This is a genomic window from Brevibacterium spongiae (assembly GCF_026168515.1).
Taxonomy (GTDB): Bacteria; Actinomycetota; Actinomycetes; order Actinomycetales; family Brevibacteriaceae; genus Brevibacterium; species Brevibacterium spongiae.
In genome coordinates this window covers 659,394-671,795 of the sequence record NZ_CP093443.1, presented here as the reverse complement: position 1 = coordinate 671,795, position 12,402 = coordinate 659,394, and the positions used below count along the sequence as shown (strand labels likewise).

Annotated in this window: 10 protein-coding genes; 5 read left to right on the top strand and 5 right to left on the bottom strand. The window is 62.8% G+C overall.

Translation table 11 applies throughout. The annotated features are described in order from the left end of the window. The first annotated feature begins 82 nt into the window (after window positions 1-82). From L1F31_RS03005 to L1F31_RS02995, 3 genes are all read left to right on the top strand, one after another. A complete protein-coding gene (locus L1F31_RS03005) occupies window positions 83-2,071 on the top strand; it encodes an acetoacetate--CoA ligase (protein ID WP_265419221.1) in 1,989 nt (662 codons plus the stop codon). 115 nt (window positions 2,072-2,186) lie between these two features. Continuing rightward, complete coding sequence (locus L1F31_RS03000; RefSeq protein WP_265419220.1) at window positions 2,187-2,726, top strand: Panacea domain-containing protein; 540 nt, start codon at window positions 2,187-2,189, stop codon at window positions 2,724-2,726. 14 nt (window positions 2,727-2,740) lie between these two features. Next, window positions 2,741-3,091, top strand: a complete 351-nt coding sequence (locus L1F31_RS02995) for a type II toxin-antitoxin system death-on-curing family toxin (RefSeq protein ID WP_265419219.1) — start codon at window positions 2,741-2,743, stop codon at window positions 3,089-3,091. A gap of 18 nt (window positions 3,092-3,109) precedes the next feature. Here L1F31_RS02995 and L1F31_RS02990 read toward each other — a convergent pair whose 3' ends face one another. Genes L1F31_RS02990 through L1F31_RS02980 form a run of 3 tightly spaced genes read right to left on the bottom strand, consistent with a single transcriptional unit; the run spans window position 3,110 to window position 5,531 of the window. Next, window positions 3,110-3,583 (bottom strand): amidohydrolase family protein, encoded by a 474-nt coding sequence (locus L1F31_RS02990; RefSeq protein ID WP_265419218.1) that lies wholly within the window; start codon window positions 3,581-3,583, stop codon window positions 3,110-3,112. Beyond that, on the bottom strand, window positions 3,553-4,104 hold the full coding sequence (locus tag L1F31_RS02985) for an amidohydrolase family protein (protein ID WP_265419216.1): 552 nt from the start codon (window positions 4,102-4,104) through the stop codon (window positions 3,553-3,555). Before L1F31_RS02985 ends, L1F31_RS02990 begins: the two co-directional genes overlap by 31 nt. Beyond that, window positions 4,101-5,531 (bottom strand): MFS transporter, encoded by a 1,431-nt coding sequence (locus L1F31_RS02980; protein WP_265419215.1) that lies wholly within the window; start codon window positions 5,529-5,531, stop codon window positions 4,101-4,103. The genes L1F31_RS02985 and L1F31_RS02980 overlap by 4 nt, the downstream gene beginning before the upstream one ends. Before the next feature lie 206 nt (window positions 5,532-5,737). On the opposite strand from L1F31_RS02980, the gene L1F31_RS02975 reads away from it, so the two are divergent. After that, window positions 5,738-6,628, top strand: coding sequence for an AsnC family transcriptional regulator (locus L1F31_RS02975; RefSeq protein WP_265419214.1), 891 nt, complete (start codon window positions 5,738-5,740; stop codon window positions 6,626-6,628). Window positions 6,629-6,954: 326 nt separating this feature from the next. Here L1F31_RS02975 and L1F31_RS02970 read toward each other — a convergent pair whose 3' ends face one another. Next, on the bottom strand, window positions 6,955-8,625 hold the full coding sequence (locus L1F31_RS02970; protein WP_265419213.1) for an APC family permease: 1,671 nt from the start codon (window positions 8,623-8,625) through the stop codon (window positions 6,955-6,957). A gap of 474 nt (window positions 8,626-9,099) precedes the next feature. On the opposite strand from L1F31_RS02970, the gene L1F31_RS02965 reads away from it, so the two are divergent. After that, entirely contained in the window at window positions 9,100-10,893 is a 1,794-nt protein-coding gene (locus L1F31_RS02965) for an RNA/DNA-binding domain-containing protein (protein ID WP_265419212.1), read from the top strand. Between the two features lie 91 nt (window positions 10,894-10,984). Here the strand turns inward: L1F31_RS02965 and L1F31_RS02960 are convergent, their stop codons facing one another. Beyond that, entirely contained in the window at window positions 10,985-12,391 is a 1,407-nt protein-coding gene (locus tag L1F31_RS02960; RefSeq protein ID WP_265419211.1) for an FAD-dependent oxidoreductase, read from the bottom strand. Between the last annotated feature and the right edge of the window lie 11 nt (window positions 12,392-12,402).

Here is a 12,402-nt window from a genome sequence, read left to right as displayed (position 1 = left end):
CTCCACTGCAGACTGAGTGCATCTCATTCGTGCTGGTGGAGACCACTTTCATTGCCGCTCACTGCTGTGCTGAGGAGAATCCTTGACCGCTGAACCGATCTGGCTTCCCGACCCTGACCAGACCCCGCGTCCGCAGATCGCTGACTTCACCGAATTCGCCAACCAACGCACCGGCCAGACCATGGCCGGCTTTGATGAACTGTGGCAGTGGTCGGTGAACGACCTCGACGGGTTCTGGGGTGCGGTCTGGGACTTCTTCGACGTCATCGCCGACGAGCCCTATACCGAAGTGCTTGCTGATCGGTCCATGCCCGGCGCCACCTGGTTCCCCGGCACCCGCCTCAACTACGCCGAACACGCCCTGCGGGCCGGCCTCGATGACAAGCTCGCCGACGAACCAGCGATCATCACCATCACCGAAGACGGGCACCGCACCGAGATCACCTGGCGCGAGCTGCGCCGCCAAGTCGGATCCCTCGCCGCCTGGCTGCGCGGCCAAGGAGTCGAACAGGGCGACCGCGTCGTCGGCTACCTGCCGAATACCCACCACACTCTCATCGCCTTCCTCGCCTCCGCCTCGCTCGGTGCCATCTGGTCCGCCTGTGCCCAGGACTACGCCGCCGAAGGTGCCGCGACGAAGCTCGGCCAGCTCGAGCCGAAGGTGCTCTTCGCCGCTGACGGCTACCTGTGGAACGGCACGTCCTTCGACCGCCGCGACCAGGTCGCGGATTTGGCCCACCGGATGCCGAGTCTGCGGGCCGTGGTCGGGGTGGGCAACCTCGGCGAGGAATTCATCGATGATCAGGATCAGATCACGAACCTTGTCACCTGGGCCGATGTCACCTCTGGGGATGCGGTACCTGAGTTCGCGCGCGTCGATTTCGATACCCCGCTGTGGGTGCTGTACTCCTCGGGCACGACGGGGATTCCCAAGGGGATCGTGCACAGCCACGGCGGAGTCGTCATCGATCACCTGCGTCTGCTGGGTCTCCACCTCGATCTGCGTCCGGGTGATCGGTTCTTCTGGTACACGAATACGAACTGGATGATGTGGAATCTCGTCGCCTCGGCGCTGGTGGCCGGCGCGACCACGGTGTGCTTCGACGGCAGTCCCCTCTATCCGGGGCCCGGCCGGCTGTGGGAGATCGCCGCGGATACCAAGGCCAACGTGCTCGGGGTCAGTCCCGGGATCTTCCTGGCCGGGATGAAGGCCGGACTCGAACCCGGGCGGGAGCACGATCTCTCCGCGCTGCGCACGATCGGGGCTACCGGTGCCCCGGTGCCTGCTCACTGCTTCCCGTGGGTGCGTGACGCCGTCGGCGAGCGCGTGCAGCTGGCCTCGACGTCCGGCGGCACAGACGTTGTCAGCGGTTTCGCCGGCTCCGCCCCGAACTGCCCGGTGTGGGCCGGAGAACTGTCGCGACCTATCCTCGGCGTGGCCCTGGAGTCGTGGGATGACTCTGGTCAGCCGTTGGTCGATGAGGTCGGGGAGATGGTCATCACCGCACCGATGCCGTCGATGCCGGTGAAGTTCTGGAACGATCCCGACGGGCAGCGCTACCGCGACACCTACTTCTCGATGTTCCCCGGAGTGTGGCGCCACGGTGACTGGATCACCATCACCGACCACGGCAGCGTCATCATCTCCGGCCGCTCGGACGCCACCCTCAACCGGCAGGGTGTGCGCCTGGGAAGCGCCGACATCTACGACGTCGTCGACGGCATCCCCGAGGTGGCCGAGTCCCTGGTCATCGGTGCCGAGCAACCGGATGGCGGGTACTGGATGCCGCTGTTCGTTGTGTTGGCGTCGGGGGTTTCGTTGGATTCTGCTTTGCGGTCGCGGATTGCTGGGGATCTGCGGTCGAAGGCGTCGCCGCGGCATGTGCCCGATGACATCATCGCCGTGCCCGCGATTCCGCACACTCGCACGGGCAAGAAGCTCGAAGTCCCGGTCAAGCGGCTCATCCAGGGGCATGCGCTGGATCGCGTGGCCAATGCGGATGCTGTGGATTCGTTCGAGGCGCTTGAGTACTTCGCGCGGTTTGCTGAGGGTGGGGCTGGGTCAAGGTGAGTTTCTTCTGGCGGCGGTCGGAACCACGGGCCGGGTTGGCTGACATTTGGCTTTATGGTTGGCCGCGTATAGTGGGCGTACTCAAGTAGTCGATCGCTGAAGGTGGGTGAACGCGATGACAACATCAGTCCAAGTACTTCAGTACATCAAGTCCGAGATGCCTCACGTCACCAGTACCCAGGCGATGAAGCTTCTCTATTACACCCAAGCCTGGTCACTTGTATGGACAGGCAGACAAGCATTCTCCGATCCAGTGATCGCCTGGCAGTATGGTCCGGCGACTCTGGACGCGTACCAAGCTTTCCAGAATCAGGCCCGACCTCGGCGGGACCTGATCGGAGACGATTTGAAGTCGGTGGTGGATGCAGTCATCGTTCACTACGGTCAAATGACTGCAGGGCAGCTGAGGGACATGACCCACAGTGAACGTCCGTGGCGCAACGTATACTACGCAGCAGATGGCGGGCACGAAGCCAGGAGAGCAATTTCTCTTACGGATATGAAAAAGGAGTACACGATGCAGGCGCTCAAGGGCAAGGGACCAACCAAGCCCCAGCTTCATTCTGCGGTCGTGGACCAAGTTGCGTTTGAAGCACTCCTCGATCGTGTTCGAGCTGAGGACCGGGAAGCGCTGGACATCCTCGCTTCCCGGTGATCTATTACTTGAGCGTGGATCAAGTCATCCAGATCCACGACGCTGAAACTACAGCGCCGCTTCTGGACTACAACGCCCTCGCATCTGCCGTTCATTCACCCATGGCCGGATTCGGTGATTTCGAACCGTACCCGACTCTCTTTGAGAAGGCCGCGGTTCTCCTCGCGCACTTGGCGAACAATCATGCGTTCCACGATGGAAACAAGCGTTGCGCTTGGATCTCGTGCAGGGTGTTTCTCTTGATGAATGGGATCTCAATCGAACCAACGACCGAAGAGATCGTTCAGTTCGTCGAAGAATGCGTAGTCCGTGATAAATGGGGCAACAGGGACATCGCTGTCTGGCTCAACGAGCATCAGGCATAACTCGCAGCGAGACTCTGGTCAGTGTGCCGGAGGTCGACGAAAGACCCGATCCGTGTGCTCACCACCGGTAGAGTTCGGCGGCGTTGCCGCCCATGATCGTCTCGACGACGTCGGGATCGATCGCCGCGGTGCGGACGTAGTCGAATGCACGGACATACTTCTCCCCTGGAAGTAGGGGTGGTCGGATCCTGCCATGACCGTGCCGTGGCCATAGGCTTCGAGAGCCAGCCGCAGTGCCGGTTCATAGAAGTTCGCCGCGTCGAACCACATCGACCGCAGAGCCGTCTGCGGTGAGGACGGGAAGGCATCCCAGTCCGCGAAGTTGTCCTCGATGCGTTGGAACAGGACCGCCAAGTCACCGCCGAGGTGAGCGATGTGAAAGCGGATGTGCGGGAACCTCCTGGGCACATCAGCCTTGAGCAGGTGCAGGACCGCCGTGGCGTCCTCGACGGGCGCCCCATTCACCCACGCCAGACCGGCATCGGCGAACACGCGCCCTGCCCGGTCGGATGCACATTGACGACCGTTGCCTGCCGATCGAGTTCGGCCCAGATCTCATCGAGACCCGGATCCGACAGAGGAGTCCCGTCCGGGAAGACCGTGGGAACAGAGACCCCGAGGAAGCCTGGAGCCGAGAGGATCCTACGCGCCTCGGCGATGGACTCATCCACGTGCGGCAGAGGCAGGTGGGCGTAGGCGAAGAAGCGTCCGGGATAGTCCTCCAGCAGCCGCGCGTACGTGTCGTTGACCGACGCGGCGGCCGCGGCGACAGGGCCGGCATCGGGGCCGAACGCTCCCCGCGGCATGACGGAGAGAACCTGAGCATCGACCCCGGCCCGGTCCATCCATTCCAGTCGTTCAGCCATGTCGTGGGCGTCGGAATCCGCGTGCATGCCGCGAGCGATCTTCGTGCTCGCCGGGTCAACGCCCAATGATTCGATCGCATCGAGATGCTTCGTGGGGTAGACGTGCGCGTGTGTATCGATGACTCGACCCATTTCCTCATCCTTCATTTCTGCACACGCACCTCACCGCGGGCCAGGCCCGCGCAGACGACCGTCGCAAGACCGCCGACTCCTGCGACCACGCTGATCGTCGCGAAGGCTGCGACCGACGGCACAGGAACTCCTTCCACCGACACTGCCATGATCGAACCGATGGCGGCAACGCCCGCGCTGGCGATCGACGTGCCGATCGCGCGAACCAGAGCATTGACGCCATTGGCCTCCCCGATCTGCGGCCCCGGTGCGCAGCGGACGATGAGCATCGGCAGCGCGGCATACCCGATGCCCACGCCGATCCCGATCACGGTGGCCCAGACGATGACCATGGCACCGCTCGGTGAGCCGACCAGGCGCAGGAGATACCCGATGGCCGTGACGATGCCGCCCAGCGCGAGGACGAGCCGCGGTCCCCAGTGCTCGGCGATCCACGCGGTCAGCGGCGCCACTCCGAACATCGCCGCCGCGTTCGGCAGCATGGCAAGGCCCGCAGCCGCCGCAGACCAGCCGAAGCCGCCGGCCGCCGTCGGTGACTGGAGCTGTTCCGTGGTCAGCAGCAGGTTGGCGAACATGAGCATGCCGAGGATCAACGAGGCGAGGTTCGTGAACAGCAGAGGAGCTGAAGCGGTGGCGCGTAGGTCGACGATCGGGTTGCCGCTGGCCAGCTGCTGTCTGCCCCAGGCGAGGAGGACGACGAGCGCCACGGCGAAGGAGACCAGAGTCGGTGCGCTGGCCCATCCCCAGATGTTGCCCTGGGAGATGCCCACGAGCAGAGCCGAGAGGCCGACCGTGAGCAGTCCTGCGCCGAGGAGGTCGAACCGTCCCTGCGTTCGTGCGGTCGCTGCCGGCATGACGAGGACGATGAGCACGATCGATGCCGCCGACAGCGCGGCCGAGGTCCAGAACAGCGACTGCCAGTCGAAGACATCGAGGATGAGACCGCCCAGCGGGATGCCGATTCCTCCGCCTACACCCAGCGTCGCCGAGAGGATCGCCAGGGACGACGAGACCCTGTGTGCTGGCAGACTGTCACGCATCTGCGCCATCGCCACGGGCACGAGCGCCGTTCCCAGCCCCTGCAGGGCACGCCCGGTGATGAGGGTGCCGAGTCCGCCGAGCGGGGCGATGACCGACCCGATGAGGACGAAGACCATCGACAGGATGAGCATCCGCTTGCGACCGAACATATCGGACAGTCGCGCGATGATCGGTGTGGCCACAGCACCGGTGAGCAGGGTCGCGGTGACGAGCCAGGACACAGCCACGGGTGAGACGCTGAGGAGGTCAGGAAGGACGGGCACCGCCGGGACCACGAGGGTCTGTTGGAGTGCGACGACGAGGCAGGAGAACCCTGCCACGACGATGAGCCCGGTGCCCGAACTCGATGACTTCTTGGCTCTGACCGCGTCGGTCGCGGAGGTCGTGGATAATGTTCTCATATGCCCTTCCCATGATGTGGTCCGCCTCGACCACCGGCGGGCGCCGGTGAGCGCGGAGGCGGAATCTCGCTTCTCGATCATGAGACCAGGGAAAGCATGCGATCGTGTTCCTCGTGCAACAGTTTTCAGAATTGGGCGCCGTCAGCGATGATATGTTGAGGTTCTGTGTTGCTCCCTGCAACAGGTAGACGGTGAGGAGAGGGATCGTGGAGTCTCAGCCGATCATCGTCGACGAGCTGGATCGACGGATCCTCCTCGCCCTCATCGCTCAGCCGCTCGTCCCCTTCTCGCAGCTCGCGGACCGCCTCGGCGCGAGCACGGCGACCATCGCCGCCAGGTACAAACGCCTGCACCGTCAGGGACTCGTCCGCATCACCGGGCGCACCCTGCCCGGCTTCGGGGGCCGCCACGCCTACCTCGTCCGGGCAGGCTCGAGGCCCGATCACGTCGCCCATCTGGCGTCCTCCGTCGCCGCCTATGACAACAGTCGGTGGGTGCGGATTTCAAAGGACGGGACAGAGCTGATGTGCGGCCTCGTCACCGACTCCCCCGCCCACGACCCGATCCTCACCCTGCTGCCGTCGGAGGCTCTGCGCAGCCTCGACGTTCATGAGCTGCTCCACGTCTGGGGAGTCGGCAGCAGCCTCAGCACACACCCGCCCGGGTCGATCGATCACCTCGATGAGGCACTGATCGCGCACCTGGCCGCCGACGGGCGTGCGTCTCTGCGAGACCTGGCGAGGTCACTTCAGGTGAACGCGAGCACCGTGTCCCGGCGCCGGCAGCATCTCATCGATTCCGGTGTGCTCTACTTCGAAGCCGACGTCCATCCGGAAGCGCTCGGTGGGACCGGCGACGCCATGGTGTGGATGAGCCTGCCACCCGGTCGGATTCGTGCGGCCGGTCAGAGGCTGCGCGCCGATTCCCGCGTGCGCTTCACGGCAGCGACGAGCGGTTCGAGCGACCTCGTCGCCCATGTCCATGTCATGGACAATCAGACTCTTCTGGCATTCGTCGATGAGACCTTGGCCGACCTCGAGGTCGCCTCGACGACGGTGATCCCCATGGGGCGTGTTCTCAAACGCAATGCGGTATGAACAGACTCTGCAGCGCCACACTGTGCGCCCGCAGGGTCACCGGCTAGGGCGGGCTGCGATCAGTCCTGGCACTTGCGATGTTGCCTCAATGAGTGAATGCAGATCACGGTCCAGCATCGCTTGATCTATCCTGGAGGGGAAGTCCCCGGCATACGCCTCTGTCGAACCTGAGTCGGCATGCAGCCGGGGTTTTTCTTTTGATCCGTGCCTTAGCTGCTCGTTATCCGACACAACGAACCCGACCCCGTACTCCACTGTCGTGGATGTACGGGGTCGGGCCGCCTCGGCGAGGGTTTCAGTCCTTCACATCGACTGGGTCGACGGGATCACTCTCCGTCGATGTGTTCGGCGCTGGTCTCCTTGGTGTTCTCGACGTTGGCGACCACTTCATGCGACTTCAGGCGGGTCTTGATGCCGACGCAGAAGACGATGGCGGTGAAGATGGCGCAGATCAGCTCGCCCCATCCGAACGTGAGCACGCCCATCGCACCTTCGCCATAGTTGCTCAGCAGGCTGAGCACGGCCAGACCGCCGAGCCACAGGACCATCCACCAGCCGGACTTGAACTGCAGCGGCGGGATCTTGCTGCGGTCGCTGAAGACGTAGTGCAGTCCCAGGACCACGTAGCCCAGCGCCATCGCGAGGAACAGCTTCCAGTTCGTGTCCCACCCGGTCCAGAAGACGATGAGGTTCGCGGCGAGGAACCCGAGGAACGGCAGGATGTCTCCGCCGGGCAGACGGAACGGACGCTCCTGATCGGGCAGCTGACGGCGCAGCGCCGCCACCGTGACCGGGCCGGAGCCGAAGGAGATGACTGTGCCCGAGGTGATGAACCCGACCATCTTCGCCCACGAAGGAAACGGGAAGAACAGGAAGCAGGCGACGATGAACGTGATGAGCAGCCCGAACCACGGGATGCCCTTCTTGTTCAGCTTCGTCATCGCACTCGGGGCATTGCCCACGCGAGCCTGCGAGTACGACAGGCGCGGGGTGAGCGCGGTGAAGATCAGACCGGTGTCGGCGGGAGAGACGACGGCGTCGATGTAGAGGATGATCGCCAGCCACATCGCGCCGAGCATGATCGCGATCTCCGCCCACGGTCCCGCCGAGTTCGAGAACGACAGTCCGCCCCAGCCGTCCTTGAGCAGGTCGGTGGGGATGGCCCCGATGAACGCGACCTGGAGGAGGATGTAGATGATGCCGGTGAGCACGATCGAACCGATGACGGCGAAGGGCACGTTCTTCTGCGGGTTCTTCGTCTCGCCGGCGAACTCCACGCCCTGGCGGAAGCCGAGGTAGGAGAACACGATGCCCGCCGCCGGCAGAGAGGCGAAGATCGGTGCGATGCCGTTGGGGGCGAAGCCGCCGAACTCGGCCATGTGGAAGTGTCCCGGGTTGAACGCCAGCATGGCGAGGCCGACGAACACGAGGACGATGACGAGCAGCTTCCACCACACGAGCACGTTGTTGAACTGGGCGAAGAACTTCACACCGAACATGTTGATGACGCAGAAGACTGCGACCATCGCGATGCTCACGAAGATGCCCGGAACCGTGAGGACCAGGACGCCTTCCTTCGATTCCATCAGCCACGGCATGTAGCTCGACGCGTACTGGACGGCGGCGAGGACCTCGATGCCGACGGTTCCTGCTGCCGACAGCCACGTGATCCACCCGCTGGTGTAGCTCGCGAACGAACCGAACGCATAATGCGGGTAGCGCACGACACCGCCGGCGACGGGGAACATGACGCCGAGCTCGGAGTAGTTCAGGGCCACGAAGATGATGAGGATCGCGCCGAGGGCCCAGGACAGGATCGCGGCCGGGCCTGCCATGCTCGCGGCGTCGAAGGCTCCGAAGAGCCAGCCGGAGCCGATGATCGAACCGACTCCGGTGAAGAGCAGCCCGGTCTTGCCGATATCGCGTTTGAGGCCTTTGTCATGGACGACGGTCACGCTCGTGGGCGAGCCCGATGACTGTGGGGATTGCGAGGGCACCTTTGCCTCCCAGGGTAGACGGCAGCATTTCACGATTCTCGGCGGCCAGTTTTCTCCTGTCGATGCGTGATGTCAATTACATAGCCGAGTTATAGGGCCAGGTCATGGACGCAGACGACCCCGAACATGGCTTTTGCGTGTTCGGGGTCGGATGGTGGAACGTTTCGGGTCACTATGTGAGGTTTGCGGCGGTGAGGTGGGCGCGCCTCGGCGAGCATGGCCTCGCGGGTTGCGCCCCTTCCCCTACCTCTCAGCCCCGCAAGCTGAGCCGGGAGAGAACTTGCCTTTTGGGCGGCTCGGCGATTGTAACTTTGCATATTTGAAACGATAGTCAAAAATTCTTGTACTCGAGCCCGTGACACTAGACGAATGGCGCACACCGCCGACCAGACGATTAATTCAGGCAGTACATCAACAAAGTTGAGACTTATACTTATACTTGCAAACTTACAATTACAAGTATAAGTTTGAAACATGGAATTGACTGCAGACAATCTCGATGCCGTCCTGGCTGACATGCGGAAGCATCGAGGCGACACGACTGATGTCGAAGTCAAACGTGCAGCTGGAGGTCTGCCTCAAAGCATCGGAACGACGATCAGTGCATTTGCGAATATGCCCGACGGCGGACTGATCGTCTTGGGAGTCAATGAAGCCGAGGGGTTTTCCATCAATGGTGTATCCGATCCTGCTGGCCTTGAAGCTGGCGTAGTCTCTGTAGCTCGAAACTCGGTGGAACCGCCTCCTTACATCGAGACAACGACGATCGACTATGAAGGACTCTCAGTAGTTCTTGCTCGAGTCGAGGGACTCCCTCCACGCGAAAAGCCGTCGCGCTATAGAGGAAAGGCCTACTTACGACAGGCGGACGGGGACTATGTCATGAGTTCGTCCGATCTGCACATGCTGGAAGTCGCTAAACTCAACGCGACTGAAAGAATCAACGGCGACACACAACAAGTGCAGGGCACTACGCTCCAAGACTTAGATCAGGAATTGGTCTCGGCATTTCTCAGGCAGATCCGATCGCAATCATCGAGGTTGCGTGACCAAGACGATAAAGCCGTGCTGCGCCAGCTTGGAGTCATCACACCAGACGAATCCCTCACCGTGGCAGGCATCTATGCTCTGGGAAACTTTCCGCAAGGACTCTTGCCTGCGCTCCAAGTGACGGCAGCTGTTCAACTCCCCCGAGATGGCGGAAGCGCCCGAACTCAAAACCTCAGGCATTTCGATGGCCCTTTGCCGGTACTGCTGGACGGCCTCATGGACTGGGTGACAGCAAACCTGACCACGCGCCAGCAGTATCAACCGAACGGCCATCTCCGTAACACTCTGGAAATTCCCCCCAGGGCCGTCAGAGAAGCCCTCGCCAATGCGCTTGTTCACCGCGATCTGAGTCCAGATACCCTCGGTCTCGGCAAGTCGGTCCAAGTGAGAATCAATAACCGAGTTCTGACCATCACAAATCCAGGCGGTTTGCGAGGACTGACTCTGTCTCAGATCACGAGCAATTCACCTGCACAGGCAGCGGTCAACCAACGACTCTATGGCATTGCGAAGTATCTTCGTACCAGTGACGGAGAAAACGTCATCGAGGGCGAAGGCGGCGGCGTCAAGGAAATTCTGCGTGCGACTGTGGAATCCGATCTGCATCGCCCTCAGCTAGTCGACACCGGAGTCCAATTCACGGCGAACCTTTGGCGTGGCTCAGCATTTTCGCCCGAGGACTCTGCCTGGCTGGCAAGAAACTCGAGTGGACATGAGCTCACACACCTGCAGAAACAAGTGTTGCTGAAAGCTCGCGACGGAGAATATTGGGACATCAACACCCTGCGCCAAGAGTTCTCACCTCTGTCCTCAGTTGAAGCAGAAGAACAGCTCAGCGACCTCGTCCGTTGGGGGCTTGTCGAAACCAGCTTCGAACAGAGCAACTCCCCCGACTTCGCCGACGAGAGCGCGCCTGAAGGCTCGAAGTTACCGCAGAAAAGAGTCCCCAGAAGCAGTCCGTCGCCCAATGTCTCCGAAGTCCCGTCGGTGAAACCGCCTATCGCAGACTCATCGGCCAAGGAGCGAAAACTGTCGAAGAATGCCCCCCAGGTGTTGGCAGCAATTGAGCGAGGCAACGCAACTATTCCGCAGATCGCGGAGGCTGTCGGCCTAAACCACAATCAGGTGAGGTACGCCCTGAAGAACCTCGAGGCCCATGGTCGAGTCTTCATGGACGGCGGCCAGGGCAGAAAAGATACCCGATACACGTTGCTCTAAAGCTCAATGACGGAGAGTGCTAGAAGGCGGTCCGATCGGAGCCTATCCACGTGTGGAAATCCGATCGGCCCGCCCGCCAATTTCGTGGCCCTCAGCCCGCGTTCGCGTCCGCGGTGAGGTGGGCGCGCGCCTCGGCGAGCATGGCCTCACGCGTCGCGATCTTCACCCGCTCGCGTCCCTCGGCCTCACCGAGGGCCTTCTCCGCGGCCTCGAGACGGTGGTAGCCCTCCCAGTCCGCGAAGTCGACGCCCTTGGACTCGAGCAGCTCGACGATCGACTCCTCCCCTGCATACAGGGGCTCGGTGAGCGCACCAGCGGCCTGATCGTCGAGGATGTGCCCGATCGTCTCCAGGGCATCACCCTTCGTGTGCCCGATGAGCCCGACGGGGCCGCGCTTGATCCACCCGGTCGTGTACACGCCGGGGATGACGTCCGCCTCGGCGGCCTGTGACTGATCGTCCGTGTCGACGACACGGCCCTCATGATTGGGGATGACCCGCTTGGCCTCGTCGAAGGGCAGCTGCGGCAGCTGCGTGCCCGCATACCCGACCGCCCGGTAGACGGCGTCGATGTCCCAGTCGTGGAACTGCCCCGTCCCCGTGACCCCGCCGGACCCGTCGAGTTCCTGACGTTCCGTGCGCAGCCCGGTCACCCGATCCTCGCCGAGGATCGCCACCGGTGCATGGAGGAAGTGCAGGTGCAGCCGGCGCTTGGCCCCGGTCTCCTCGCGCATCGCGAAGTCCGTGAGCGTCTTCGTCACCTGCTTGACCTGGTTGGACGACTCGATCGCGTCGAGCGACCCCTGATCGAACTCGTAGTCCTCGGGGTAGACGATGATGTCGACGTCTTTGACCTGTCCGAGTTCGCGCAGCTCCAGCGGAGTGAACTTCGCCTGCGCGGGACCCCTGCGGCCGAACACGTGCACGTCGGTGACCTTCGAGGACTTCAGGCCCTCGTAGACGTGGTCGGGGATCTCCGTGGTGTGCAGGTCATCGGCCTGCTTCGCGAGCACTCGGGCCACGTCGAGGGCGACGTTGCCGTTGCCGAGCACCGCAACCTTCTCCGCCTCCAGCGGCCACGTCTGCGGAACATCGGGGTGGGCGTCGTACCAGTTGACGAAGTCCGCGGCCCCGTAGGAGCCGGGCAGGTCGATACCCGGCAGGTCCAACTGCGCATCGACGAAGCAGCCGGTGGAGAAGATCACCGCATCGTAGCGGTCGGTGAGCTCGCCGAGGTTGATGTCGGCCCCGTATTCGACGTTGGAGAACAGTCGGATGTCCCCGCAGTCGAGGACCTTGATGAGCGCATTGATGATGCCCTTGATCCGCGGGTGGTCGGGGGCGACCCCGTAGCGGACGAGCCCGAAGGGTGAGGGCAGACGGTCAAACAGGTCGATGCTCAGTTCAAGATCGTGTTCGGCCTTCGTCAGCAGGTCCGCGGCGTAGATGCCGGCAGGTCCGGCGCCGATGATGGCGACGCGAAACGGTGTGGTGGTCATAGGTGTCCTCG